The sequence below is a fragment of the Rodentibacter sp. Ppn85 genome, assembly GCF_001999335.1.
Taxonomy (GTDB): Bacteria; Pseudomonadota; Gammaproteobacteria; order Enterobacterales; family Pasteurellaceae; genus Rodentibacter.
In genome coordinates, this window is the sequence record NZ_MLHS01000019.1 from 25154 (window position 1) to 51480 (window position 26327).

Here is a 26327-nt window from a genome sequence, read left to right on the forward strand (position 1 = left end):
GTCATCTCGTGCACGCACTAGCGGACTGATTAGGTTTCAACTTTAAACTACCCACATTAAAAAAGGAAAATAATGTACTCTCATCACCTGATTGTAATAAAAAACAATTGGAATCTATCGTATTGCGTATGCCATTAAAACGAGCCACTTCCGTAGGATAAATTTTGGGGCTAATAATCATCGTTTTCTGAGCAAAATAAGGATAGTAAAAATGCGCATAAACCTCTTTTGGGCAACTTGTGGGAGTAAAACAATCGCAAAGTTTGTCATTTTTGACCTGAGCTGTCATACACCATTGCTTTGTCGTGGGATGACGATTTGCCAAAATAAACCAGATTTCAGAAGAATTTTCCGCCCGCCCCTGAATCTGTCGCAAAAATAAATAAAGGCGATGCTGCTCTTTTGCTAAAATCGTCTTAGGGCTATCGGTTTGCCAAAGCGGAACGCTGAAACTCAATGCGATACTGATAATAGCTAAACCAATTAATAATTCCACCAATGTTAAACCTTTGTGCATAAAAACTTTCCTCATTTTTACCGCACTTTAAGGTATTTTTTCATCGTCACAACAACGGTAAATCGCTTTTTCGATCTTGATCGCAAGATTATGAAAAGGATAAGAAAAAATTGTGGTTTTATGATTTTCAGCTGGTTATTTTTACAAATGTCGTTATAATGGCACACAAATTTCGGTTCTTTAAAATCTGGTGAAATTATGAATCCAATGTTGAATATCGCTATTCGCGCGGCACGAAGAGCGGGCAATGTCATTGCTAAAAATTATGAACGCCGTGATGATATCGAAACGCTACAAAAAGGTATCAATGACTACGTTACAAACATAGATAAAGCTGCGGAAGCAGAAATTATTGAAATTATCCGTAAATCTTATCCCGAACACACCGTCATCACCGAAGAAAGCGGTGCAATTGAAGGGAAAGACAGCGATGTTCAATGGATTGTCGATCCACTAGACGGCACTCGCAATTTCATGAACGGCTTGCCGCACTTTGCCGTATCCGTTGCTATCCGCGTAAAAAATCGTACGGAGGTTGGAGTGGTTTACGATCCTATCCGCAACGAATTATTTACCGCCGTACGCGGTGAAGGTGCAAAATTAAACGAAGTACGCTTACGTGTTGATGCAAAACGCGAACTTCAAGGCGCTATTCTTGCTACCGGTTTCCCATTCAAACAACCAAAACTTATGCCCACTCAATTTGCTATGATGAATTCACTTATTGAGAATGCTGCGGATTTCCGTCGCACCGGCTCCGCGGCCTTAGATTTATGCTATGTAGCGTCAAATCGTGTTGACGGCTATTTTGAAATGGGCATAAAAGCATGGGATTGTGCCGCAGGTGATTTAATCGTACGTGAAGCCGGCGGTTTGGTTTGTGATTTTGAAGCGGGCAATAGCTATTTACGTAGCGGAAATATTGTTGCCGCACCACCCCGAGTACTAAAAGAAATGTTAAATAAAATTCGTCCTTGCTTAGGCGATAATTTTAAAAACTAAAAAACATAAAAAAATAACCGCACTTTTTGCATAATAAAAGTGCGGTTATTTTTTTCGTTTACTCCTTATAAAATAAATATATCTTTATTTCAAACAATCAAATCTATAGTTTTAACAAATTAAATTTTTTGATTTTTATCAAAAAACCTCATCTTTTTATCAGTGATAATTAGTAGAATTTATTTATCTCTACCGGAGGATTACATGAAAAAGTGGATACTTGGCATTGGAGCCTTGAGTATTATTGGTTATTTAGGTGTTGTGGGTTATCTTCATCAATTCGATAAAGGGCAAGCTACAAAATTATTAGTGGAAAATCACTATTCCGGCGACCAACAAAAAGTCGCAGAAACCTTGTTCGGCAACGGATGCCAATATTGCCATAGTCCTAATGCCACACTTCCGTTCTATTCAACACTACCCGTTATAAGTAATAAAATGCAAAATGACATTGAACTAGGGCTTCGTGCATTTCGTACGGATCGTTTACTTGAAGGGGCAAAAGATCCAAGCAAATTATCGCAAGCGGATTTAGCAAAATTACAGCGTGTGATTGAAAATAATGAAATGCCATTACCTGAATTCACTCATTTGCACTGGGGCTCTAAACCTGATGATCAAGAAAAAGCATTTTTACTCGATTGGATTCGTGAAAAACGCCAAATGCTATTACCGCAAGGAACGCCTAATGCCGATGCAAATCGTCTCGTTCAGCCCATTCCGGATAGTATCCTGACAGATGCCGCAAAAGTCGCTCTCGGTCATAGTATTTTCTTTGACGGACGCTTATCGGGCGACGGAAGTATTCAATGCCACACTTGTCACCAATTGGATAAAGGTGGCGTCGATCGTCTTGCCACCTCAACCGGCATTGATGGAAAAAAAGGCCTGATTAATGCGCCGACAGTGTTTAATGCCGCCTTCAACTTTGTTCAATTCTGGGATGGTCGTGCAGCGGATTTAGCCGATCAAGCAAAAGGCCCTCCAACGAATCCTCTTGAGATGGGTTCGAATTCTTGGGATGAGATCGTAGCACGCTTTGAAACGGATGAAGATTTCAAGAAACGCTTTTTAAAAGAATACCCACAAATCACAAAAGAAACGCTGACTCATGCTATCGGAGAATATGAAAAAACTTTGATCACCCCAAATAGTGATTTCGATCGTTACCTGAAAGGCGAACAAACTGCATTAAATTCACAACAACTTCGCGGTTACGAATTATTCAAACAAAATAAATGCGATACTTGTCATACCGGTGTTTCCCTAGGCGGACAATCCTATGAATATATGGGACTTTACGGCGATTACTTTAAAGATCGCGGTACGCCTTTAACAGAGGCTGACGAGGGTCGTTTTGCTCAAACTAAAGATCCTTACGATATGCATCGTTTTAAAGTACCGACACTCCGTAATATTGCTCTCACAGCCCCTTATTTCCATGATGCTTCGGCAGCAGATCTTAAGGAAGCCGTTCGAGTTATGCTAAAATATCAAAGCAATGTTCAGCAACCAAAACAACAAGACATTGATGATATATCCTCATTCCTAGAAAGTTTAACCGGAGAATTCAACGGTGAGAAACTAAAATAGTTTTATAACTTGAAATGACCGCAAGTGCGGTCATTTTTTTATCTATTTTTATTCGGGGAAAATTTCGTCCAGAATCAGGGCTAATCCATCTTCATTATTCGTTGCGGTGACACGCTTAGCGACCTGTTTGATCTCTTCAGGGGCGTTGCCCATTGCCACGCCTAGACCGACATTTTCCAGCATATCAAGATCATTAAAGTTATCCCCAAAGGCGATTGCCTCTTCTTCTTTTACGTTAAAATAACTTTCTAAAAAGCGTACAGCATTGCCTTTTGTCGCTGATTTTTCCATAACTTCTAAGAAATTTGGGTGGGAACGACAAATACTCAAATACGGAAACGCAGTTTTTAAACGATTTTCAACATCAATGATTTCATCCGCCTCACCGATAATTTGAATTTTATGCGGTGAATAGCGCATATTTTCATCGTAAGGATCAATTTGAATTTTCGTCACACTCTTCTCAAAAGCAACCCATTTGTTATTTACATCACGAGCCACACAATCATTATTAGTGTAATAATTCACCCCTAACGCAGGATACTCTGACAAAACACGGTTAATTTTTTGAATATCTTCCGCAGAAATATTTACGGAATAAAGAGCGTTAAACTGACGATCTAAAATTAACGCACCGCTAAATGCCACAATGACATTGTAATGTTCAATTTGCTTGGCATAAGGCAAAATACCAAGAGGAGAACGGGCTGAAATGGGTACAAAAGGAATACCATTTCGGGTAATACGCTGAATAGCAGCTAAGGTTCTTGGGGAAATTTTATGATCGGAGGTTAATAGCGTTCCGTCAAAATCACTGAATACGGCTTTATACATTGTTACTCCAAATTACTGGCAACGGTATTCCCACTAAAAAGTAAAAATACGGTCGCTATTCTTTTTCCAATAAATAAGGATCGGCAAAACCTAAATTTTGCATAATCTGTGTTTCCAGGTGTTCCATTTCTTCGGCTTCTTCATCTTCAATATGATCATAGCCCAATAAATGCAAACTACCGTGCACCACCATATGTGCCCAATGTGCCATAAGTGGTTTTTCTTGTTCTATGGCTTCTCTCTCCACTACTTGGCGACAAATAACCAAATCGCCCAACAAAGGAAGCTCAACTTCATCGGGACAATCAAAGGGAAAAGAAAGTACGTTTGTCGGGCGATCTTTCCTACGATAAATGAGATTGAGTTTGTGACTTTCCGCCTCATCCACAATACGCACTGTCATTTCCACATTATCGCTTTCCGGTTGCACTGCCACTGTTGCCCATTGTGTAATTTGACTTTCCGTTGGTAAACCTTGTGTATTTTCAGTGGCGATCTGTAAATCAATTAATATATTTCCCATACTATCCTGCTAAATTCTCTGTGAAAACCGACCGCTCTTTTTCCCGCTCTACCTTACGTTGTTCGGCTAACGCTTTGCGGCGGGCTTCATCTTTTATTTCCCATGCCTCATAGGCTTGTACTACTTTTGCCACGACTGGATGACGCACAATGTCTTTACTATCAAAATAATTGAAACTCAACTCGGGGACGTTTTCCAACACTTCAATGGCATGGCGCAAACCTGATTTCGTGCTACGAGGTAAATCGATTTGAGTAATGTCGCCGGTAATCACCGCCTTAGAATTAAAGCCGATACGGGTAAGGAACATTTTCATCTGCTCAACGGTAGTATTTTGGCTTTCATCTAAAATAATAAAACTGTCATTGAGTGTTCGCCCACGCATATAGGCTAAAGGGGCGATTTCAATCACATTACGCTCCATCAATTTTTGTACACGTTCAAACCCTAACATTTCAAACAGGGCATCATACAGCGGTCGTAAATAAGGCTCTATTTTTTGCCCTAAATCCCCCGGCAAAAAGCCTAATTTTTCACCTGCCTCTACCGCCGGGCGGGTTAATAACACACGGCGGATTTCTTGTCTTTCCAAGGCTTCTACCGCAGCCGCAACCGCTAAAAAGGTTTTCCCCGTACCTGCCGGCCCGATACCGAAACTAATATCGTGGGTTAAAATATTATGTAAATATTGAATTTGATTTTCACCGCGCGGCTTAATCATACCCCGTTTAGTTTTAATTGTGGTGCTGTAAACCTTGCTTTCTGTACGATTGAGATCCGCCTGAGAAAGCATTCGGCTTTCTTGTAACGCAATATGTACGTCTTCTAAATCTAATTCCGTGACTTTACCTTTAATAGGGGCGGTTTCCAGATATAAATCTTGAATTAATTTGACCGCACTTTGCACAAGTTTTTCGTGGTGAGGTTTAGGGTTTTCCTCATTTGATTTGATAGTAAACGTGAAGTTATTTCGAGAAATATTGAGATTAAATTCTGTTTCAATCAACTTAAGATGCTCGTCAAATGCACCGCAAAGTGATTGAAGACGTGTATTGTCTTGGGGTTCGAGAGTGAATGTTGTCATTAAGATTGCTTATGGTTAATTTTCAGTTGGAGATTATTTTAATCAATTATTGGGAAGTGCGGTCAAAATTAACCGCACTTTTTAACAACGTTTAACGTACTTTCAGTTCCGGAAATAACATTTCCAGTACATTCAAAGTGACACGACGGGATTTTCCGGCATAAGGGAAAATATGCATCATCATCATCGGATTGAAGTTTGCTTCAATCACCCCCCACGACTGCAAATTATTTTCCGCCGGTTTGGTTAAATCCGGAATAATCAAATCCACGCCGCAAACGGTAGCCCCCATCGCTTTGGCAATACCAACCGCAAGTTGTTTATAACTTTCATGCATTTGTTCCGTCACATCAATAGAATCGCCGCCGGTACTAATATTTGAATTAGCTCGTAGCTGCACAATCAGATCTCTTGGCGGGATAGAATCGACCGTCCATCCTTGTTCTTTTAATTGAAGTTTCTCAATATCACCCAGAACAATTTTTTTCAATGGGGTACGACTGCCGTCTCCACGCAAAGGATGATCGTTTTTCATTGCGACCAATTCTTTCACAGTATGTTCGCCGTCACCTACGACATTTGCCGGCACTCGTAATAATACCGCCAAGGTTTGCCCGCCCAGTACAAAGAAACGATATTCGGTACCGATTAAATAATCTTCGATCATAATTTCGTTATCTTCACGGAAAGCGATTTCTACCGCTTTGGCAAAATCATCGCGGTTTTGTACACCTTGTTGGAAAATCGTGATACCCAGACCAAAATTCGTGGATTTCGGTTTAATCACTACCGCACGGTTTTCAAAAAGCGGAAAACTTTCAACCGCAGTTTTCACATCCGTAAATTCAACACTTTGCGGCACATTAAAACCGGCTTTTGCCAACACTTTTTTGGTAACCACTTTATTTTCCATAATTAACGGAGAAATATAACTATCATGTGAAGTCATATTGCCGTTTTTCACATATTCAATATGATCACCGTATTGCAAACTGAGGAATTGATCACGCTCGTCCAGAATTTCGATCTTCAGCCCTTTTTGAATTGCATCAAACATTAATGCCTGTGTCGAAAGTTCCATATTGTCAAAAGCGGACAAGGCATAGAAACGTTCAAACGCATTTTTCTTATTGCCTTTCGCAATATCCGCCCCTAACTGCTGATAGCCCCCGAATTTATCAATGGCAACGACGATGTTAGCGCAGAGTGTGTCGCGCGGATTCGCAAATTGTGCAAATTTTTCTTTTACGATAGCTTTAATTTCATCACTTGCTTGAAGAACGTTAAGCATATTCATCATTTCAAGTAATACTAACTCCCCTTCCACAGCGTAAGCCGTTGGTGATAAAGGGTCTTCCCAAGACACTTCGGCAAGGCGGGTTTTACCTAATTCTATGTCACCTTGATCAGCAGTGTGATCCAGCCATGCCATCAATAAAATGAAATAATGGACGAACTTCGCATCTTCCAACGTAATGCCATACGGTGTAAAAGGATTGAGATCAAAAAGACGGAACTCAAGATATTGGATACCCGTTTTGAGTAAATCACGGGCTTTTGCCGCACCACGCAAACGCACATTAGAATAGAATTCTTTTTCTGCAATCAACTTACCGCTATTTACCCAGTACTCAAGGCTATCAGCGTAGGATTGTAAACTATTGAAAGAAACCTTGATTTCAGGATCATTCACATAACCGAAAGGACTTGAACGCAAACTACGCACATATTGATTGGGCTGAAGCGGTGTTCCGTCACGAAAATAATTTTCATCAACCGTTGGCGTAGCAGAGAAGAAATAAAGCAGAATCCATTGATAGCGAAGGAAATTTTTCGCAATTTTTAGATATAAATCATTCTGAAAATCCACCGCACTTTTTTGTTCCGTTTGAGCTTCAAAAAGCGCTTGAACAAACGCCGGATCCAATTGGAAATTATAGTGAATGCCACTGACCATTTGTTTATATTTGCCATAGCTTTTCACTAAATGCTCACGATATGCTACATCTTTCGGATTATCCAATTGTGCAACCTTAATTTGCTTTTCCGATGGCAACCCTGCCGGCATACTGAATGGGAAAATATATTCACTTTCGGGAAGGGTACGCAATGTCACTTCATGAATAGCCGAAAGCCAACGCAGCGCATCTTCCAATGTTTTAGACGGTGGCGTGATCAATTCAAGCTGGCTTTCTGCAAAATCAGTTTGAATATAAGGATGAAAACTACGATTACCAAAGGCTTTCGGATGTTCGGTAGTGACAATAGAGCCATCCGCATAGACACGTTGGCTTTCTTTTTCAATACCAAATAAACCTTGTTGAAAAAGTAATTCGAGATGATGTTGTTTAATGATGTTCTGGATATTCATAGTAAGCCCTTTTAGAAAAGAACCATTATGGTTCGATTCTTCAGAAAAATAAATAAGAAAATTGAATATAACGAAAATATTAATTTATATAAAAAATGCGCTCATTTCTGACCGCACTTTTCTTACTATTTTATTAATTTTCTCATTCGAATATTCAACACTTCTACTACTACAGAAAAACCCATTGCGAAATAGATATAGCCTTTTGAGATATGTATATCAAGGCTTTCTGTAATGAGGCTGATTCCCACTAAAATTAAAAATGCTAAAGCGAGAATTTTTAACGTCGGGTGAGTATCCACAAAATCACCGATTGGTTTCGCTGCAAATAACATCACTCCGACAGCAATGATGATCGCTAAAATCATCACCGGTAAATGCTCTGCCATACCGACGGCGGTAATGACCGAATCAAGGGAAAATACAATATCTAATATGGCTATCTGAATCAATACACCAAGATAACTGACTTTCTTTTCATTTTCATTTTTATGATGATCTTCAGGATGAAGCACTTCTTTAATTTCACCGATACTTTTTACTACTAAGAACAGCCCACCCAAGAATAAAATTAAATCCCGTCCGGAAATCTCTTGATTAAATAAAGCAAACAGCGGTTCGGTTAATTTCATCATCCAAGCAAGCGACATCAAGAGTAAAATTCGAGAGATCATCGCTAAAGATAAACCGATAATACGCCCGGACTGACGCTGATGTGCCGGTAAACGTCCTACTAAAATACTAATAAAAATAATATTATCGATCCCTAAAACAATTTCAAGTGCGGTTAATGTCGCAAGAGAAAGCCAAGCTTCGGGATCACTAAGCCATTCAAACATGATTTGTTCCTATAAAAATTCAAAAAGCGGATCATAATCACTTTATAAAGAAAAGCAATGAGTATTTCATCAACTTCTCAAGGTTTCATAGATCGTTTCCGCCAATTTTCTTGAAATTCCCGGCACGGAAGCAATCTCGTCCACGGTGGCATTTTTCACGCCTTGCAAACCGCCCAAGTATTTCAATAAGGCTTGACGGCGTTTCGCACCGACCCCCTCAATACTTTCCAACCCACTGTGAGTAAAAGCGTTTTGACGTTTTTTGCGGTGCCCGCTAATGGCGTGATTATGACTTTCATCACGAATATACTGGATTAAATGCAGAGCTAAACTATCATCGGGTAAATGAATCTCACGGTTTTGTTTGCTGATAATCAGCACTTCTTGCCCTGCCCGGCGATCTACTCCCTTCGCCACACCAATTAAGTGCGGTCGGTTTTTATCCCATTTTACATTCAAATGAAGAAATACATCTAAAGCACGATTAAGTTGCCCTTTTCCCCCGTCAATAAGGATCACATCAGGGATTTTTTCCTCTTCTAAATCACGGTCATAGCGTTTTTTTAGCGCTTGTTCCATTGCCGCATAGTCATCGCCACCGGTAATCCCCTCAATGTTAAATCGCCGATAATCGGATTTTAGCGGGCCTTCTTGATTGAACACCACACAAGATGCCACCGTTTGATTTCCCATCGTATGACTAATATCAAAACATTCCATTCGCTTAATTTCCGACACGTTAAGTAATTCGCATAAGGCTTGATAACGCTCGGACATTCGTGAGGATTGCTTGAGTTGGGTGGCAAGCGCCGCTTTCGCATTCACTTGTGCCAGCTGTAAATATTTTCCTTTATCCCCTTTTACGCTTTCTTGGATCGTAACTTTTCTACCTGCTTGCTCCGTAAGTAGTGTTTCCAATTCTGTTTTTTCAGCGAGTTTTCGATCCACAATAATGCTATTTGGAATACTTCTGCCCTGATGCCCCTGTAAATAAAATTGCCCGACGAAGGTTTCCGTCAACTCGGAAAGATCCGTATTTGCCGGCACTTTAGGGAAATAACTGCGATTGCCCAATACTTTTCCTTGGCGGATAAACATCACTTGCACACAAGCTAAACCATGTTGATAAGCAATAGACATAATATCCATATCGTCCAATCGCTCGTTAGACACAAACTGTTTTTCGATGACAGAACGCACCGCTTGAATTTGATCGCGATAACGTGCCGCTTGCTCAAAATCCAAATCTTGGCTTGCCTGATCCATTTTGCCGATCAAATAATCCAGCACTTGTTGATCTTGACTTTGTAAAAATAAACGGGCCAGTTCCACTTGTTGAGAATACTCTTCATCAGTTACATAGCCTGCCACACAAGGGGCGGAACAACGCCCGATTTGATATTGCAAGCAAGGGCGGGAGCGATTGGCATAAACAGAATTTTCACACTGGCGCACCGGGAATAATTTTTGGATCAAAGATAAGGTTTCCCGCACAGCCCCTGCGTGGGGATAAGGGCCAAAATATTCACCGGCAATTTTTTTTGCCCCACGATAAGCGGTAATACGCGGATGACGATCTTTAGTCAATAAAATAAAAGGATAGGATTTATCATCACGCAGCAACACATTGTAACGGGGCTGATACAGTTTGATGTAATTATGCTCTAATAACAGCGCTTCCGTTTCGGAAGAGGTGATCGTGGTGTCAATATGATGAATGGAGGCGACCAACGCTTCCGTTTTCTTACTACTGAGATTGGATCGAAAATAACTTGACAGACGCTTTTTTAAATCTTTCGCTTTCCCCACATAAATAACCTGATCTTTATCGTCATACATACGATAAACGCCGGGTTCATGAGAAACATTTGTTAGGAATTTTTTTGCCTCAAACATCTTAATTCGCCGCTAAAATCGACCGCACTTTTTCTAAATCCGCTATCGTATCCACGCCCACCGCAGGCACTTCCTTCGCCAGTTCCGCATGAATTCTCGCCGCATTCCATAGCACTCGTAGCTGTTCCAATTTTTCTAAATTTTCCAACACGGTAGGTTCCCACTGCACATATTTCTTGATAAAACCGGTACGGTAAGCATAAATACCGATATGACGCAAATATACATCCGTCAATGCTACTTTCGCGACATCCTGCAAGTCCATAAATCGGTCTCGATCGTAAGGTATTACCGAGCGAGAAAAATACAGCACATAGCCGTCTTTATCCATCACCAGTTTAACCACATTAGGATTAAATAATTCTTCCGCTTCGTGAATTTTCACTGCAAGGGTTGCCATATTCACGTTAAATTTTGCTAAATTTTCCGCTACTTGTCGAACAATCACCGGCGGAATAAGCGGTTCATCACCTTGAATATTCACGATAATTTCATCATCGGGAATAGCAAGTTTTTCCACCACCTCGGCTAAACGCTCTGTGCCGGAATTATGCCGTTCCGATGTCATACAAACTTCCGCCCCAAAACCTTGTGCAACTTTCTCCACATTTTCGTTATCGGTCGCAATAATCACGCGACTTGCCCCTGATTGTCGGGCTTTTTCAAATACGTGTTGAATCATCGGTTTTCCGACAATTTCCGCAAGAGGTTTCCCCGGCAAACGGGATGAAGAAAAACGAGCAGGGATAATGACAGTAAATGACATAAAATATTCCTTGTTATCTTTAATAATCCTAAAGGTTTAATAGCCTAAAAGTTAATCAGTGATCTTTTCCGCTTTTTCGGCAAGCAATATCGGTATGCCGTTTTCGATAGGATAAGCTAAATGTTCATAGCGACAAATGAACTGTTGGTTTTCGGCATCATATTGCAAGCGGGCTAGGCAACTAGGGCAAGCGATGACTTCAAGTAACTTTGGGTTTATTCGCTCAGACATTTTTGTATCGCTCCACCAATTCGCCAATTTTCTGCCAAAAGTGCGGTAAATTTTCGCCTTGTTTTTCAACCTCTGTTATTTCCGCCTCTACCGGCACATACCACCAATTTTCTTTTGCAAACTCTCGGCATTTTACCGCATCTTTTTCCGTCATAAAGAGCGGTTGGTTTTGTGAGAATTTTTCTAACTGAGCCAGTTCAAAATGTTGATGATCCTGAAAACCTTGGGTTTGTATTAATTTGATTCCTAATTTTTCCAACATTGTAAAAAATCGTTGCGGATGGCCAATTCCCGCAATTGCAGCCCCGGCGGAAAATTCACTTAATAAGCGTTTTTCGCTCGTTTTTAAATTAATTGCATAGCGAGGAAGTAAGCTCATCACTACATCGGAATAGCGGTTTTTCCCCCCGTTAGTAATAATCAGATCTACCTTTTTTAATCGGGCGGGTAATTCCCGCAATGGTCCGGCAGGCAATACAAAACCATTGCCAAGCCCTCGTTCGGCATCCATTACTACAATTTCAACATCCCGTTGTAACTTATAATGTTGTAATCCATCATCTGAAATAATGATGTCGCAATCCCCCTGCTTCAAGAGTAATTCAACGGCTTGCCGGCGATTTGGCGAAATCACCACAGGCACACCGGTGCGTTTAGCAATGAGAACTGGTTCGTCTCCTCCTTCAAAGGGATGCGTATCCGTTGTAACCAGCAACGGATAAGTTTTAGCCTGGCTACCATAACCACGAGAAATAACACCGACACGCCATCCGTGTTTTTTCATTTCTTGCACCAACCACACCACAACCGGCGTTTTGCCATTACCGCCTACAGACAAATTTCCAACAATCACAACAGGTTTCGGCGCACGATAAGAAGCGATGAAACCTAAAGAAAATAACACTCGGCGAGTTTGGCTAATTAACCAAAATAACAGCGAAAATGGTAGAAGAAACCAAGCAAGTTTGGAATGAGAATACCAAAATGGCATAAATGTTCCTCTCAAAAGTGCGGACAAAACAACGCGGGTTTTTTAACCCGCGTTTTAGGGGCTTTGAACATTTTGTTTTTTACCTGCCTTGTTACCAAAATTGCCATAGACACAGAAGAAAGTACCGTAAATAGCGGGACTATTTACAAGCTTTCCGAGGCAATATGTAGCAACTTTTACCACAGCCACTCAAACCTAGCTGCTAAACTGCATACTATGGAGTTGCTTGTATGCCCCTTCCAAAGCGAGTAGCTCATTATGACTACCCCGTTCGCGAATTTCCCCATGTTCGACCACAAGAATTTCATCCGCATTTTCAATCGTAGATAAACGGTGCGCAATCACCAATACCGTACGATCTTTTTTCAATTCGTCAAGTGCTGATTGAATCGCTCGTTCGGACTCCGTATCAAGGGCGGAAGTCGCTTCGTCTAAAATTAACACCGGTGAATTACGAAGTAAGGCTCGGGCTATCGCCAAACGCTGACGTTGTCCGCCGGAAAGGCTCGTGCCGTTTTCACCAATCATAGTATCGAACCCGTTTGGTAATTTTTCGATAAATTCTAATGCATAGGCGGCTTTTGCAGCGGCGATAATTTCCTCACGCGAATATTTATCGCTTGCTGCATAAGCGATGTTATTTGCAACCGTATCATTAAATAAATGCACTTGTTGTGAAACGACCGCACAATTTTTACGCAAATTTGATAGACGATAATCTTGGATATTCACACCATCAAGCAAAATTTCACCTTGTTCAACATCATAAAAACGGGTAACAAGATTTGCGATGGTGGATTTCCCCGAACCGGAACGCCCTACCAAAGCAACGGTTTTTCCGGCGGGAATCTTGAATGAAATGTGATTTAAAGCAAGATCGGCTTTAGCTTGATAAGCAAAACTAACATTCTTAAACTCCAATTCGCCTTTTGCCGGTTCCGCTTTATAAGTGCCGTTATCTTTTTCCGATTCTAAATCCAAAATTGCAAACAACGTTTGACAAGCAGCCATCCCTCGTTGAAATTGGGAATTAACATTGGTTAAAGATTTAAGCGGTCGCATCATCGCTAACATGGATGAAAAAACGACGGTAAAAGAACCCGCACTTAGATTATCATTGGCAATTAATGGCGTAGTGGCCAAATAAAGCACGGCGGCTAAAGCAAGCGAGGCAATAATTTGTACTATAGGATCAGAAATAGCATCTGCAGTAACCATTTTCATTCCCTTGCGACGCATATCATTACTGATGTGATTAAAACGCACTTCTTCCACGTTTTGACCGCCAAAAGATAAAACGACTTTATGCCCTTTCAGCATTTGTTCCGTGGTAGAAGTCAATTCTCCCATTGAGTCTTGGAGATTTTTACTGAGTTTGCGGAAAATTTTTGACACTATACGAATCAATATGGCAATAATCGGCCCGATAATGAAAAGTACTAAAGTTAATTGCCAACTGGTATAAAACATCACAACAAGTAAGGAAATGATATAAGCTCCTTCACGCACAATGGTAACAAGAGAATTGGAAGATGAATTAGCGATCATTTCGGAGTCGTAAGTAATCCGAGAAAGTAATTTTCCTGAGGGGTTACTATCAAAAAAACTAACCGGCATAAACATTAAATGTTTAAATAAACGGCGACGCATTGTCATCACAACCTTGCCGGAAACCCATGCCAGACAATAGTTAGAAATAAAGCTACTCAGTCCGCGTAGAAAAATCATGCCGACAACAACAAAAGCCATAATTTTTAAAAAAGAATGATCGGCTTTACCAAATCCATCGTCAAGCAAAGGTTTCAACAAATAAATTAAGCCGGAATCCGCCAAGGCATTCAGCACAAGGGCAACCGCAGCAACTACCAGCCCGGATTTAAAGGGTTTAATCATTGGCCACAAACGCTTAAATGTTTGTATGGTGGAAAGATCTTTATCTTGCATATTAATTGGTTATCTTCAAAAAATTCGTCGCATTGTACCTTTTATTTAGGCGAGAATCCAATCGGGCGGGCATACCAAGGCGAAAAAGCACTTTTTTGGCGTGAGATTCTCCATCCGTTATCATAAAAACTAACACGAATTTGCCCCGAAACAGCCGTATTTTCGACCGTACTTTGGTGTCGTTTAAGGCGTTCAATAACTGTTGGATGGGGAAATTTCCAAGGATTCCAACGCCCGCTTGAAATAATCGCAAAATCTGGCTTGGTGAGTGAAACCAAAGTCTCACCGGTAGAAGTTTTGCTACCATGATGTCCGACTTGTAACACATTGATTTTTCCTAAAGTACGGGAAAAAACTTGCTCGTTTTTCGTCTCTGCATCGCCGGTAAGCAAGACACGATATTTGCCATCCTCTAATAAAATGACACAAGAACTCGAATTATCCGCCCGTATGACAACTTTCTGCGGAGAAAGAATACGAAAATGAATTCCCTGCCATTCCCATTCTTTTCCGGCAATACAAAAATCCCGATGAAGTTCACCATAGTTTTTTTCAGACGAAGTGATGAGTTCTGCATTCGGATAATTTCTTAAAATGACCCTTGCCCCACCGGAGTGATCATTATCGTCATGGCTTAAAACTAGTTTATCCAAACTTATTCCTTCTCGCTGTAAATAAGGCAAGATTTCTAATTCAGCCATTGAACCGCCTTTCCATGCCGAACCGGTATCGTATAAAATCGCCCGACTATTTTTTACAATCAAAGTTGCCAGCCCTTGTCCCACATCTAAGGTATCCAACTGCCAAATCGGTTTCTGATATTGTCGAATAGCAACAAACAACAAAGATGAAACGGCAATACCGACAGAACCCCAAACGGCTTGTTTTTTCCAAATTATCGGCAATGCGCTATTAATATCTAATGTAAAATATTTCGCTGCTTTTATTTTCCAAGATTTTTGCAAAAGGCTTTTTTCACGGTAGATCCCAAGAATGATCAGAAGAAAAAATAGGCTGAAAAGTGCGGTTAAAATGAATGATAAATTCAATGAAACACTAAGCCGATTACCCTGAAAAAAGGAAATAAGTTGTGTAATACCTTCTGCCAAACTATTTGCCAATTGCCAAGAATACATCGTACCATCGCTTAACACGGCAAATAAGATCACGGGGACAAGAAAAAAACTGTATAAGGGAACCGCTACCAAATTGGCGAAAAAACCGCTCGGCGATATTCCATTAAATAAAAGAAGTTGTAACGGCGTAAATAACAGCAATAAACCGAACTGCAAATGAAATAAGCCAAAAATCCACCTCACTTTAGATGAAAAAGGTTTAAACTGCCATTGAAATAAAGAAAGAGGTAGGTAACGATACCAAATAATTAAACAAAATACCGCTCCTATCGAAAGCCAAAAACTTGTTGAAAGAGGCATAAGAGGGTCACACAGTAGAAGAAAAGTGATGATTAGGATAAAAAGCCGGAAAGCGGAATAATAACGGCGTTGTGATTGTATTGTTAAAACCAAAAACAAGGCGGAAATTGCCCGAAAAGTAGGAACGTTAAAGCCCGCCAAATAAGCATAAAATAAGGCAAAAAGAGCGCCGAACCACAGAGGAAAAGCAGGTTGAATATACTTTGTCGGAAAGAAAAACTGCGCTAATCTAGCCAATAGAAATCCCATCCCCATAGCTAACCCGATATGTAAACCGGAAATCGCAATTAAATGTCCCGTATTCGTCTGCTGATAAATTCGCCACGTAGTTTGATCCAACCACGCCCGCTCCCCAAAAGCTAAAGCTATCAGTAAACCTCGTAAAGAAAGCGTTTCGGTTTGTTTTAATGCCTGCCATAACTTTTTTTCCCGCCATGAAAAATTACTGTCGATTTTAACCGCACTTTTTAAATTTCCGGTTGCCGTCACACCTTGAGAAAAATACCATCGTTGGCGATCAAATCCTCCCAAATTCAATCTTGCAGAAAGCGGTCTTACAGAAACTTCGCCTTGCCATTTTTCGCCTAGAAAAGGCTTTGCTTGCGCTTTCCAATTAAGAAAAATTCGTTGTTCCTTGTTATTTAGTATCGTACGAGCTATCACGGTTTGGTATTCTTGCTGATGTAACAAACCTTCAATTTGTAAAACTAAATTTTGTTTTTCAGGCAAAATTTCATCGGCTTGTTGTAATAAATTCAATGCAACAGAATGTGTATAGCCGAATGCCAAAACAACAACATTCAAAATAATGAAACAATGAAACAGCCATATTTTTTTGAACCAATAGAATAAAAATGCGGTCAGAGTGAAAATTAAATTACATAGTAACGTTTGTTTCCAACCGAACAGCATAAAATCAGGTAGGAATACTAACGATAACGAAGCACAAATAAGACTTATTGCCAAGGTAAATAAATTTAAAGGCATGGGAATAAGAGTAATGAATGAAATGTGCGCACACTATTATTTTTAAATTAATAAACAATCTTTTTTTCTAAATTTTGAGAGCTTGATCGCAAAATAAAATTTTAGTGAGGAAATTTTGTTTGCTAAAAGAGGCAACATCTGATATTTATATCGCCTTCAAAAAGGTCGGGTTCTCAATAAAAATTGAGAATAAATTATTAATGATAATGACAGGAAGTAGTGAAGTTCGCGCTTAAATTCTGTTTGTATTAGGAGTGAGATATGTCAAAAGCAACATTAAGCTTATTAGAGCTGGCAGGCGTAAAACCATATCAACCAAAAAAAGATGAAGAATACATGAATGAAAATCAACTTCTTCACTTTAAAAAAATCTTAACGGCTTGGCACGAACAAATCGTGGAAGAAGCATCGCGTACGGTTGCTCATATGCAAGATGAAGCGGCTAACTTTCCGGATCCTGCAGATCGTGCGACACAAGAAGAGGAATTCAGCCTGGAATTGCGCAATCGTGATCGCGAGCGTAAATTAATGAAAAAAATCGAAGCCACATTAAAAAAATTGGATACCGGTGATTTCGGTTATTGTGATTCTTGCGGTGAAGAAATTGGGATTCGTCGTTTAGAAGCCCGTCCGACGGCAGATTTGTGTATTGACTGTAAAACCCTTGCAGAGATTCGCGAGAAGCAAGTTGCGGGTTAACTTACCATTCATTTAGAAAAAGTGCGGTCAAAACAACCGCACTTTTCGCGTTTTAAAAACGGAGTTTATTATTCTTACTTATATTAAAAATTTGTTTGGCAAAAAGAAAAAAGTGCAGCCGCAAAAGGCACACCAAACAAAAGCTCATTCTAGACGAGTTGAGCAACCTACCGGGCAATATGTAAATAAAAAAACAGCCAATCAGTCTCATCGTTATGATAAGACTGTGATTAAGGCGACAAACTTTGGCATTCATCCATGTATGTTTAGCCGTAATGCACTTTCTGTGGTTGAAAAATTACAACGCCAAGGATTTGAAGCCTATATTGTTGGCGGTTCTATTCGCGATATGTTATTGGGCAAACATCCAAAGGATTTTGATGTGGCCACCAATGCCCGTCCGGAACAAATCCAAAATATTTTCCAACGTCAATGCCGATTGGTCGGTCGTCGTTTCCGTCTCGCGCATATTATGTTTGGTCGCGATATTATTGAAGTGGCGACTTTTCGTGCCAATCATAATGACGCACGTAATGAACGCCAAGCCAAACAAAGCCATGAGGGAATGCTCCTACGTGATAACGTATATGGCACCATTGAACAAGATGCAGAACGCCGCGATTTCACGATAAATGCCCTTTATTACAATCCGCAAGATAATACGCTACGCGATTATTTTAACGGGATTGAGGATTTAAAGGCTGGTAAATTACGCTTAATTGGCGAACCGATAACCCGTTATCAAGAAGATCCCGTACGAATGCTACGTGCCATCCGTTTTATGGCAAAATTGGATATGTTTCTTGAAAAACCAAGCGAACAACCTATTCAGGAATTGGCTTATTTGCTAAAAAATATTCCGCCGGCACGTTTATTTGATGAAAGTTTAAAATTATTACAAACAGGTCATGGTGTGAAAACCTACCGTTTACTCCGCCAATACGGCTTGTTTGAACAACTATTTCCCAGCCTCGTACCTTTTTTTACGGAAAAGGAAGACAGTTTTGCCGAACGTATGATCATTACTGCGCTCACCTCAACGGATGAACGTGTTGCCGATAAATTGCGTATTAATCCAGCATTTTTATTTGCCGCATTCTTTTGGTATCCGTTACGTGAAAAAGTAGAAATATTAAAAAATGAAGGCGGATTAAACAACTATGATGCCTACGCCCTTGCCGGCAATGAAATACTAGATTTATTCTGTCAAGCCTTGGCTGCACCGCGCCGTCATACCACAGTGATTCGTGATATTTGGTTTTTGCAATTACAATTGCTTAAACGTACCGGTTCTGCACCTACGCGCGTGATGGAACATCCTAAATTTCGTGCGGCTTTCGATCTATTAGCGATGCGTGCAGAAGTTGAAGGTGGGGAGACTATTGAGCTTGCTAAGTGGTGGCATGAGTATCAATTCAGTAATAGTGATCAGCGCAATCAACTTGTAAAAGAACAACAATCTTTACATCCAAAACCGAAGAAAAAATACTTTCGTTCCCGTAAACGCCTCAAACCGAAACCGATAGAATAGCATATGATAATCGTATATATTGCCCTTGGCAGCAATTTAAACACCCCTATTGCGCAACTCAATAGTGCGTTAAACACCATTGAAAACTTACCGCAAACCAAACTTCTTGCGGTAAGTTCGTTCTATCAAAGCAAGCCACTTGGTCCTCAAGATCAGCCGGATTATGTCAATGCGGTGGCAAAAATAGAAACCTCTCTTTCGCCATTATCATTGCTAGATGAATTACAACGCATCGAAAATGAACAAGGACGGGTGCGTTTGCGCCGTTGGGGTGAAAGGACATTAGATTTAGATATTTTGCTCTACGGCAATGAAATTATTCAAAATGAACGCCTAACCATCCCCCATTATGATATGCATAATCGGGAATTTGTCGTCGTCCCCTTGATGGAAATCTCGCCGAATCTAACCCTTCCCGATGGAAAGAATATCACAGAGTTAGGCGAGTATGTCACCCATCATTCAATGAAAAAAATCAACATTATCTAACCATTGCATAAAGTTGACTTTTATTTGTCGTCCCCTTCAATATTAGGGAGTTGTATTTAGCCTACGGTATTCATCACAAGCGTTCTGTAGACCATTATCACAAGCTTTGCCAAACCACTCTTTTGCTTGAGATTTACTTTGCCGAACACCATACCCGTTTTCATAAATCACTCCCAAATTATATTGTGCATCCGATGCATCTTGCTCTGCTGCTTTTTTATACCATTTTACCGCTTGGAGGTAATCCTGTTTTACACCGTATCCATTGACATACATCCCAGCAAGATTATATTGCCCGTCAACATCACCCTGTTCTGCCGATTTTTGATGCCATTTGACAGCTTGGTGGTAATCCTGTTTTACACCTAACCCATCGGCATACATCATGCCTAAACTAGTCTGAGCTTCAGCAAACCCTTGCTCTGCCGCTTTTTGGTACCACTTCACCGCTTGGCCATAATCCTGCCTCACACCTAGTCCGTAATAATACATCCATGCTAAATTCGATTGAGCCTCTGCAAATCCTTTTTCTACCGCTTTTTGATACAGCATTACTGCCTGATGATAATCTTGTTTTACACCTAGCCCATTGGCATACATCATACCTAAATTATTCTGGGCTCTTTCATATCCTTGTTCTGCTGATTTCCGATACCATTTCACCGCTTGGTGATAATCCTGTGCCACAACCTGTCCGTAGAAATACATCACCCCTAAATTATTTTGAGCCTTTGCATCGCCTTGTTCTACTCCTTTTTGATACCATTTGAGAGCTTGCTGATAATCCTGTTTTACGCCATGTCCCTGGTAATACATCACTCCTAAACCATTTTGCCCCCGAGCATCCCCAAGCTCTGCCAAGGATTTAAATAAATTAAAAGCACTTTTGTAATCTTTTTTCCCATCAGCAATTTTCGCTTGTTTATATAAACTATCTGCCGAATTGATATCGGTTAATGCGTGGATACTTGCGCTTGAAAAGGTGAAAAGTGCCGCAATAAGCAGTTTTTTTTCTAATTTCATTGAATTTTCTCTTTAAAAAATGGATAGGGGCAGTGTTTTTATCATAAGCTTATAAGGTCAATTATACGCCCTAAACTTCGTTACATTGAGTTAGACTACATACAAATTTACCAGTATGCTCTACATATTAAAGTGCATCTTACGACCTTAACTAACCTTAACCAGACTTGCTCATTGATAAAAACGTTTCCTTTCAGTAGAATTCACTAAACAACGAACTCATACTTAATATCGATTGTATGAAAATCTCTACTAAATAAAATTCGAATAGGAATTTTAAAATTTTTTAATCGGTTTAACGTTTTGTATAACAACAATGTAACAAAAAACAACCATACTTGCCCTCAATGTGAGGTCGTTTTTACACCATAACCTTATTCGATTTTTTCAATAATTCGGCGTGAGATTTCTTTTGGTCTTTCATTTTTCCACTGATTTCACGACGTTGCGTAGAAAGTTCCGCACTACGAATAGTGTAATCATCAATACGAGTTTCATAATCATCACGCATATTTTCAATAATGGCGCGCACATCTGCAATATCCATATCATCACGAATATATTGATTTAAGTTATCAAGCAATAACACCCGTTTTTGATTGTCACGAATTTTACGGCTGATATCTTCAATATCACGTTTTAGCTTATTCTTTAAACGATACATACGCACATATTCCAACACTTCTTGAAAAGATTGTTTATTTACGGTTTCCATAGTTGCTCTCCCAACAAAATTATTGGCTGTAATTTAGCTTTTTTTTCTCTATTCGTCAAAACCTTAAATTTAAATTTTCCGACCGATGTAAAAAAGCAAAGATTTTTCGAAAAAACGTTGATTATCCACTTTTATAGTGATAAAACATGGAACATTATTTTCTAAAAATGAGGCAATACGATGTCACAAGTCTTCAATTTTAGTGCCGGTCCGGCAATGATTTTTCCCGAAGTATTACAGCAAGCCCAATCAGAACTGACTAACTGGTTAGGGCAAGGTGTTTCCGTGATGGAAGTCAGCCACCGCGGTAAATATTTTATGGAACTCATCTCAGAAGCAGAAAAAGATTTACGTGAAGTCTATAACATCCCGAATAACTATCGTGTATTATTTTTACAAGGTGGGGCTCGCGGTCAATTTGCGGCATTGCCAATGAATCTCATCGGCAAAAAAGGGAAAGCGCTTTATTTAAATAGCGGGCATTGGTCTGCAACTGCCGCCAAAGAAGCCCGTAATTTTGCGGAAATTGATGAAATTAGCATTATTGAATATGTTGATAAAACCCGTACTACCGGCCTTGATTTTACTAATATCGCCGATCAATATGACTACGTCCATTATTGCCCTAATGAAACCATTAGCGGCGTAGAAATTTTTGACATACCGGAGGTCGGAAATACTGTACTCGTTGCGGATATGTCCTCTAATATTCTTTCTCGTGAAATTGATATTAACAAATTCGGCGTGATTTATGCCGGCGCACAAAAAAATCTCGGCCCCGCCGGTATTACCTTGGTGATTATTCGTGAAGATTTGATTGGCAATGCGCGCCAAGAAACGCCTTCTATTTGGAACTATGCCATACAATCCGATGCGGATTCTATGATCAATACCCCACCAACTTTTGCTTGGTATCTCTGCTCTTTAGTATTTAAACACATTAAAGCACTTGGTGGCTTGAAAGTACTTGCCAAACGAAATGAGTTAAAAGCTAAAACCCTTTACGATTATATAGATTCCAGCAAACTCTATCAAAATGTTGTAGCAAAAGAAAACCGCTCCACAATGAATGTAACCTTTGTTACCGGTAATCCCGAATTAGATGCAAAATTTGTGGCGGAATCCACCGCAGCCGGTTTACAAGCCCTAAAAGGACACAAAGTATTAGGCGGTATGCGAGCCTCTATTTATAATGCAATGTCGTTGGAAGGCGTGGAAACACTAATCAAATTTATGCAAAAATTTGAAGCGGAAAATTTATCTTACGCACAATAATCAGTTTTTACATCAAATACGGGCGTAACAGTACGCCCTTAAATTTCAATATAAATTCAATATAAAATTATGCAGTACATAAACATCACTAATCAGGGGGTAAAATCCCTCTCACCTTATCAAGCAGGCAAACCGATTGAAGAGCTTGAACGTGAACTCGGCATTTCCAATATCGTCAAACTTGCCTCTAATGAAAATCCATTCGGTTTTCCCGAAAGTGCAAAACAAGCAATTATCAAACAGTTAGATCAGCTTACCCGCTATCCCGATGCAAACGGTTTTGAGCTAAAACAAGCCATTGCAAAAAAATTTGGCGTTCAGCCGAATCAAATTACCTTAGGTAACGGTTCAAACGATTTACTTGAACTTTTCGCCCATACTTTTGCTGGTGAAAGCGACGAAATCATTTATTCACAATATGCTTTTATCGTTTATCCCCTTGTTACAAAAGCGATTAACGCCACTGCAAAAGAAATTCCGGCAAAGGATTGGGGACATAATTTAAGCGGATTTTTGACCGCACTTTCCGACAAAACTAAATTAATTTTTATTGCGAATCCGAACAATCCGACGGGGAATTTTCTAACGGAACAAGAAATTGACGAGTTCTTGGCAAAAGTACCGGAAAACGTACTGGTAATATTGGACGAAGCCTATACGGAATTTACTCTCCCCGAAGAACGGGTAGATTCTTTCGGTTTATTGAAAAAATACCCTAACCTGATCATTTCCCGTTCACTGTCTAAAGCCTACGGATTAGCCGGTTTGCGTATTGGCTATGCAGTATCCAACCCTGAAATTGCCGATTTATTAAATCGCGTTCGTCAGCCGTTTAACTGTAATAGTTTAGCGCTTGCCTCAGCGATTGTAGTGATGAATGATGATGCCTTCGTTGAAAAAGTGGCAGAAAATAACCGTGCTGAAATGGCTCGTTACGAACGTTTCTGCCAACAATACGGCTTGGATTATATTCCCTCAAAAGGCAATTTCATTACAATCAACTTCAAAAAGCCTGCCCAGCCAATTTATGAGGCGTTATTACGAGAAGGCGTGATTGTCCGCCCGATTGCAGGCTACGGGATGCCGAATCATTTACGTATTAGTATTGGATTACCTCACGAAAACGACAAATTTTTTACCGCACTAATTAACGTGCTAAATTTAACTCAAACTAACTAGGAGCTTTTATGACGGCAGTAACCATGATGGGAACACCCATTGAAATTAAAGGCAATTTTCCACAAAAAGGTGAAAAAGTCGATAATTTTATCTTAACCAATAAAGATCTGGCGGATGTCACCTTAGAAAGTTTTGCAGGTAAACGCAAAGTATTAAATATTTTCCCAAGTATTGATACCGGTATTTGTGCGACATCGGTACGTGTATTCAACCAACGTGCGGCAAATTTGGAAGATACCGTCGTATTATGTATTTCAGCGGATCTCCCTTTTGCTCAAGTCCGCTTTTGTGGGGCTGAAGGCATTAAAAATGTGCAAACGCTTTCCACCTTCCGTCATAAGGACGTTCACGAAAACTTAGGCGTAGATATTGTAACAGGTCCGATTGCCGGTTTAACCGCCCGCTCGGTGATCGTGTTAGATGAAAACAACAATGTACTACACAGCGAATTGGTGTCTGAAATTAAAAGCGAACCGAATTATGATGCGGCAATAGCAGTGTTATAGAAAATCGGTATTATGTAGTCTGTAGAAAACAAAAAGTGCGGTCAAAACTAACCGCACTTTTTACTATCCGAATACCGGTATTATTTGCCGATAACCTCTAATCCGCCCATATACGGACGCAACACTTCCGGTACAGTAACTGAACCGTCGGCATTTTGATAGTTTTCAAGCACGGCAACTAACGTACGCCCTACCGCTAAACCCGAACCATTTAACGTATGCACTAAACGGGTTTTCTTATCGCCTTTTGCTTTGCAGCGGGCTTGCATACGACGGGCTTGGAAATCCCACATATTAGAACAAGAAGAAATCTCACGATAAGTATCCTGTGCCGGCACCCACACTTCCAAATCATAGGTTTTACAAGAACCAAAGCCCATATCACCAGTACAAAGTAATACTTTGCGATAAGGAAGATTGAGCAATTGCAATACTTTTTCCGCATGGCCGGTTAATTCTTCAAGGGCTTCCATTGATTTATCCGGCTCAACAATTTGCACCATTTCCACTTTATCAAACTGGTGCATACGAATTAATCCTCTCGTATCACGTCCGTAAGATCCTGCCTCTGAACGGAAACATGGCGTATGTGCGGTCATTTTGATCGGCAATTCTGCGTCATCAAGAATCACATCACGGACTAAATTCGTTACCGGTACTTCCGCCGTTGGAATTAATGCGTAAGGCTGCTCCCCTTCTAAGGCATTGGTGTGAAATAAATCCTCACCAAATTTTGGTAATTGCCCTGTACCGTAAAGGGTCGCATGATTCACTAAATAAGGCACATAGGTTTCCAAATAACCATGTTGTTCTGAATGAAGATCCAACATAAATTGGGCTAAAGCACGATGCATTTTAGCAATTTGCCCTTTCATTACGGCAAAACGCGCCCCCGCCAATTTTGCTCCGGCGGCAAAATCTAAACCGTCAATTTGCTCGCCCAAAGTAACATGATCCTTAATTTCAAAATCAAAGGTTCTTGGCATACCCCAACGTAAAATTTCGAGGTTTTCTGAATCGTCTTTACCAAGCGGCACTTCGTCTGCCGGTAAATTTGGAATGGTTAATGCAATTTGATTGATTTCGCCAAGTACGGCATCAAGCTGCGTTTTCGCTTCGTTTAATTGCTCCCCCATATTATCGACTTCGGCAAGCAATGGGGCGATATCCTCACCGCGGGCTTTTGCCGCCCCGATAGCTTTCGAGCGAGTATTACGTTCCGCCTGCAAGGTTTCGGTTTTAACTTGAAGCGTTTTACGCTGTTCTTCCAACGCCACAAGTTTTTCGGTATCAAGAATGAAGTTACGTTTAATTTTTAGTTTTTCTGCGACTTCCGTTAAATTATTACGGATTAGATTCGGATCAATCATTGAACTTCCTTAGTATTTGTTGAAATGAGAATGACCGTATTCTAGCGTGGATTGACAAAATAAACCAGTTAAAAGCCAAGAGATAGCAAGGATTTTATAAAAATTAAAAAAATTTTAAGCCGTATTTTTCACTTTTAAACAAACTGATTTTATTTTTGATCCAGTTCACACTTTTATCATTCCGCACTATTAATTTTTTTATAAAAAGAGTACAGTGAAGATAGTTTTTATCACTATAGGAGCTTAATATGTTTCCAGAATTCAGAGACTTAATCACTAGACTTAAAAATAATGATGCTTACTTTGAGCGTCTATTTAACAAGCATAATGAGTTGGATCAAGATATTAAAAATAAAGAAGAAAACATTCAGCTTGCAACCCACACGGAAATTGAAATCTTAAAAAAGGAAAAACTACGAATTAAAGACGAACTTTATGCCTACTTGAAACAGAAAGCGATAGAATAGAAAACAAAAGTGCGGTCAAATTTAACCGCACTTTTTTGTTTTTGGGGCTGACGTAGATT

At 40.0% G+C, this 26327-nt stretch carries 24 protein-coding genes; 9 read left to right on the forward strand and 15 right to left on the reverse strand.

All coding sequences use genetic code 11. The features are described 5' to 3' along the window. Position 1: 1 nt before the first annotated feature. Positions 2 to 517, reverse strand: a complete 516-nt coding sequence (locus BKL51_RS03975) for a type II secretion system protein (RefSeq protein WP_077465446.1) — start codon at positions 515 to 517, stop codon at positions 2 to 4. 198 nt (positions 518 to 715) lie between these two features. Between BKL51_RS03975 and suhB the strand changes: the two genes are divergently transcribed. Together suhB and BKL51_RS03985 are read left to right on the forward strand one after the other, a co-directional pair. Next, positions 716 to 1519 carry an inositol-1-monophosphatase gene (gene suhB / locus BKL51_RS03980; RefSeq protein WP_077465447.1) on the forward strand — a complete coding sequence of 268 codons (804 nt, stop codon included), beginning with the start codon at positions 716 to 718 and terminating at the stop codon, positions 1517 to 1519. 204 nt (positions 1520 to 1723) lie between these two features. Then, positions 1724 to 3112 carry a cytochrome-c peroxidase gene (locus BKL51_RS03985; RefSeq protein ID WP_077465448.1) on the forward strand — a complete coding sequence of 463 codons (1389 nt, stop codon included), beginning with the start codon at positions 1724 to 1726 and terminating at the stop codon, positions 3110 to 3112. Between the two features lie 48 nt (positions 3113 to 3160). On the opposite strand, the gene BKL51_RS03990 is transcribed toward BKL51_RS03985, so the two are convergent. The 11 genes from BKL51_RS03990 to BKL51_RS04040 all read right to left on the reverse strand — a co-directional run bounded on the left by BKL51_RS03990 (position 3161) and on the right by BKL51_RS04040 (position 17014). Then, positions 3161 to 3946 carry a Cof-type HAD-IIB family hydrolase gene (locus BKL51_RS03990; RefSeq protein ID WP_077465449.1) on the reverse strand — a complete coding sequence of 262 codons (786 nt, stop codon included), beginning with the start codon at positions 3944 to 3946 and terminating at the stop codon, positions 3161 to 3163. A gap of 55 nt (positions 3947 to 4001) precedes the next feature. Continuing rightward, positions 4002 to 4469 (reverse strand): rRNA maturation RNase YbeY, encoded by a 468-nt coding sequence (gene ybeY, locus BKL51_RS03995; protein WP_077465450.1) that lies wholly within the window; start codon positions 4467 to 4469, stop codon positions 4002 to 4004. 1 nt (position 4470) lies between these two features. Beyond that, positions 4471 to 5553, reverse strand: a complete 1083-nt coding sequence (locus tag BKL51_RS04000; RefSeq protein WP_077465451.1) for a PhoH family protein — start codon at positions 5551 to 5553, stop codon at positions 4471 to 4473. 91 nt (positions 5554 to 5644) lie between these two features. Further along, complete coding sequence (gshAB, locus tag BKL51_RS04005) at positions 5645 to 7924, reverse strand: bifunctional glutamate--cysteine ligase GshA/glutathione synthetase GshB (protein ID WP_077465452.1); 2280 nt, start codon at positions 7922 to 7924, stop codon at positions 5645 to 5647. Between the two features lie 125 nt (positions 7925 to 8049). Continuing rightward, complete coding sequence (locus tag BKL51_RS04010) at positions 8050 to 8763, reverse strand: TerC family protein (protein ID WP_077465453.1); 714 nt, start codon at positions 8761 to 8763, stop codon at positions 8050 to 8052. Between the two features lie 69 nt (positions 8764 to 8832). Then, positions 8833 to 10659: an excinuclease ABC subunit UvrC gene (gene uvrC / locus BKL51_RS04015; RefSeq protein WP_077465454.1), complete on the reverse strand. Its 1827-nt coding sequence runs from the start codon at positions 10657 to 10659 to the stop codon at positions 8833 to 8835. 1 nt (position 10660) lies between these two features. Next, positions 10661 to 11425, reverse strand: coding sequence for a 3-deoxy-manno-octulosonate cytidylyltransferase (kdsB, locus tag BKL51_RS04020; protein ID WP_077465455.1), 765 nt, complete (start codon positions 11423 to 11425; stop codon positions 10661 to 10663). A 51-nt stretch (positions 11426 to 11476) separates the two neighbouring features. After that, entirely contained in the window at positions 11477 to 11644 is a 168-nt protein-coding gene (locus tag BKL51_RS04025) for a Trm112 family protein (RefSeq protein WP_198930107.1), read from the reverse strand. 4 nt (positions 11645 to 11648) lie between these two features. Continuing rightward, complete coding sequence (lpxK, locus tag BKL51_RS04030) at positions 11649 to 12647, reverse strand: tetraacyldisaccharide 4'-kinase (RefSeq protein ID WP_077465457.1); 999 nt, start codon at positions 12645 to 12647, stop codon at positions 11649 to 11651. 195 nt (positions 12648 to 12842) lie between these two features. Next, positions 12843 to 14591, reverse strand: coding sequence for a lipid A ABC transporter ATP-binding protein/permease MsbA (gene msbA / locus BKL51_RS04035; RefSeq protein WP_077465458.1), 1749 nt, complete (start codon positions 14589 to 14591; stop codon positions 12843 to 12845). Between the two features lie 41 nt (positions 14592 to 14632). Then, positions 14633 to 17014, reverse strand: a complete 2382-nt coding sequence (locus BKL51_RS04040; RefSeq protein WP_077465459.1) for a DNA internalization-related competence protein ComEC/Rec2 — start codon at positions 17012 to 17014, stop codon at positions 14633 to 14635. A 261-nt stretch (positions 17015 to 17275) separates the two neighbouring features. On the opposite strand from BKL51_RS04040, the gene dksA reads away from it, so the two are divergent. From dksA to folK, 3 genes are all read left to right on the forward strand, one after another. After that, on the forward strand, positions 17276 to 17713 hold the full coding sequence (dksA, locus tag BKL51_RS04045) for an RNA polymerase-binding protein DksA (protein ID WP_077465460.1): 438 nt from the start codon (positions 17276 to 17278) through the stop codon (positions 17711 to 17713). A gap of 91 nt (positions 17714 to 17804) precedes the next feature. After that, entirely contained in the window at positions 17805 to 19244 is a 1440-nt protein-coding gene (pcnB, locus tag BKL51_RS04050) for a polynucleotide adenylyltransferase PcnB (RefSeq protein WP_077465461.1), read from the forward strand. 3 nt (positions 19245 to 19247) lie between these two features. Then, positions 19248 to 19733, forward strand: coding sequence for a 2-amino-4-hydroxy-6-hydroxymethyldihydropteridine diphosphokinase (folK, locus tag BKL51_RS04055; RefSeq protein ID WP_077465462.1), 486 nt, complete (start codon positions 19248 to 19250; stop codon positions 19731 to 19733). Between the two features lie 42 nt (positions 19734 to 19775). Here folK and BKL51_RS04060 read toward each other — a convergent pair whose 3' ends face one another. Then, complete coding sequence (locus BKL51_RS04060) at positions 19776 to 20756, reverse strand: SEL1-like repeat protein (RefSeq protein WP_077465463.1); 981 nt, start codon at positions 20754 to 20756, stop codon at positions 19776 to 19778. 361 nt (positions 20757 to 21117) lie between these two features. Beyond that, complete coding sequence (locus tag BKL51_RS04065; protein ID WP_077465464.1) at positions 21118 to 21471, reverse strand: DUF496 family protein; 354 nt, start codon at positions 21469 to 21471, stop codon at positions 21118 to 21120. Positions 21472 to 21651: 180 nt separating this feature from the next. Here BKL51_RS04065 and serC point away from each other — a divergent pair, with 180 nt between their 5' ends. The 3 genes from serC to tpx all read left to right on the forward strand — a co-directional run bounded on the left by serC (position 21652) and on the right by tpx (position 24431). Next, positions 21652 to 22746, forward strand: a complete 1095-nt coding sequence (serC, locus tag BKL51_RS04070) for a 3-phosphoserine/phosphohydroxythreonine transaminase (protein WP_077465465.1) — start codon at positions 21652 to 21654, stop codon at positions 22744 to 22746. Positions 22747 to 22815: 69 nt separating this feature from the next. Further along, positions 22816 to 23925, forward strand: a complete 1110-nt coding sequence (gene hisC / locus BKL51_RS04075; RefSeq protein ID WP_077465466.1) for a histidinol-phosphate transaminase — start codon at positions 22816 to 22818, stop codon at positions 23923 to 23925. Positions 23926 to 23933: 8 nt separating this feature from the next. Further along, positions 23934 to 24431 (forward strand): thiol peroxidase, encoded by a 498-nt coding sequence (gene tpx / locus BKL51_RS04080; protein ID WP_077465467.1) that lies wholly within the window; start codon positions 23934 to 23936, stop codon positions 24429 to 24431. Between the two features lie 80 nt (positions 24432 to 24511). Here the strand turns inward: tpx and serS are convergent, their stop codons facing one another. Then, complete coding sequence (gene serS / locus BKL51_RS04085; RefSeq protein WP_077465468.1) at positions 24512 to 25801, reverse strand: serine--tRNA ligase; 1290 nt, start codon at positions 25799 to 25801, stop codon at positions 24512 to 24514. Positions 25802 to 26049: 248 nt separating this feature from the next. On the opposite strand from serS, the gene BKL51_RS04090 reads away from it, so the two are divergent. Continuing rightward, on the forward strand, positions 26050 to 26268 hold the full coding sequence (locus tag BKL51_RS04090; RefSeq protein WP_077465469.1) for a YdcH family protein: 219 nt from the start codon (positions 26050 to 26052) through the stop codon (positions 26266 to 26268). The last annotated feature ends 59 nt before the right edge of the window (positions 26269 to 26327 follow it).

Coding starts and splice junctions, on each gene's coding strand:
- BKL51_RS03975 (WP_077465446.1), bottom strand. CDS start 517: ATGCACAAAGGTTTAACATTGGTGGAATTATTAATTGGTTTAGCTATT.
- suhB (WP_077465447.1), top strand. CDS start 716: ATGAATCCAATGTTGAATATCGCTATTCGCGCGGCACGAAGAGCGGGC.
- BKL51_RS03985 (WP_077465448.1), top strand. CDS start 1,724: ATGAAAAAGTGGATACTTGGCATTGGAGCCTTGAGTATTATTGGTTAT.
- BKL51_RS03990 (WP_077465449.1), bottom strand. CDS start 3,946: ATGTATAAAGCCGTATTCAGTGATTTTGACGGAACGCTATTAACCTCC.
- ybeY (WP_077465450.1), bottom strand. CDS start 4,469: ATGGGAAATATATTAATTGATTTACAGATCGCCACTGAAAATACACAA.
- BKL51_RS04000 (WP_077465451.1), bottom strand. CDS start 5,553: ATGACAACATTCACTCTCGAACCCCAAGACAATACACGTCTTCAATCA.
- gshAB (WP_077465452.1), bottom strand. CDS start 7,924: ATGAATATCCAGAACATCATTAAACAACATCATCTCGAATTACTTTTT.
- BKL51_RS04010 (WP_077465453.1), bottom strand. CDS start 8,763: ATGTTTGAATGGCTTAGTGATCCCGAAGCTTGGCTTTCTCTTGCGACA.
- uvrC (WP_077465454.1), bottom strand. CDS start 10,659: ATGTTTGAGGCAAAAAAATTCCTAACAAATGTTTCTCATGAACCCGGC.
- kdsB (WP_077465455.1), bottom strand. CDS start 11,425: ATGTCATTTACTGTCATTATCCCTGCTCGTTTTTCTTCATCCCGTTTG.
- lpxK (WP_077465457.1), bottom strand. CDS start 12,647: ATGCCATTTTGGTATTCTCATTCCAAACTTGCTTGGTTTCTTCTACCA.
- msbA (WP_077465458.1), bottom strand. CDS start 14,591: ATGCAAGATAAAGATCTTTCCACCATACAAACATTTAAGCGTTTGTGG.
- BKL51_RS04040 (WP_077465459.1), bottom strand. CDS start 17,014: ATGCCTTTAAATTTATTTACCTTGGCAATAAGTCTTATTTGTGCTTCG.
- dksA (WP_077465460.1), top strand. CDS start 17,276: ATGTCAAAAGCAACATTAAGCTTATTAGAGCTGGCAGGCGTAAAACCA.
- folK (WP_077465462.1), top strand. CDS start 19,248: ATGATAATCGTATATATTGCCCTTGGCAGCAATTTAAACACCCCTATT.
- BKL51_RS04060 (WP_077465463.1), bottom strand. CDS start 20,756: ATGAAATTAGAAAAAAAACTGCTTATTGCGGCACTTTTCACCTTTTCA.
- BKL51_RS04065 (WP_077465464.1), bottom strand. CDS start 21,471: ATGGAAACCGTAAATAAACAATCTTTTCAAGAAGTGTTGGAATATGTG.
- serC (WP_077465465.1), top strand. CDS start 21,652: ATGTCACAAGTCTTCAATTTTAGTGCCGGTCCGGCAATGATTTTTCCC.
- hisC (WP_077465466.1), top strand. CDS start 22,816: ATGCAGTACATAAACATCACTAATCAGGGGGTAAAATCCCTCTCACCT.
- tpx (WP_077465467.1), top strand. CDS start 23,934: ATGACGGCAGTAACCATGATGGGAACACCCATTGAAATTAAAGGCAAT.
- serS (WP_077465468.1), bottom strand. CDS start 25,801: ATGATTGATCCGAATCTAATCCGTAATAATTTAACGGAAGTCGCAGAA.
- BKL51_RS04090 (WP_077465469.1), top strand. CDS start 26,050: ATGTTTCCAGAATTCAGAGACTTAATCACTAGACTTAAAAATAATGAT.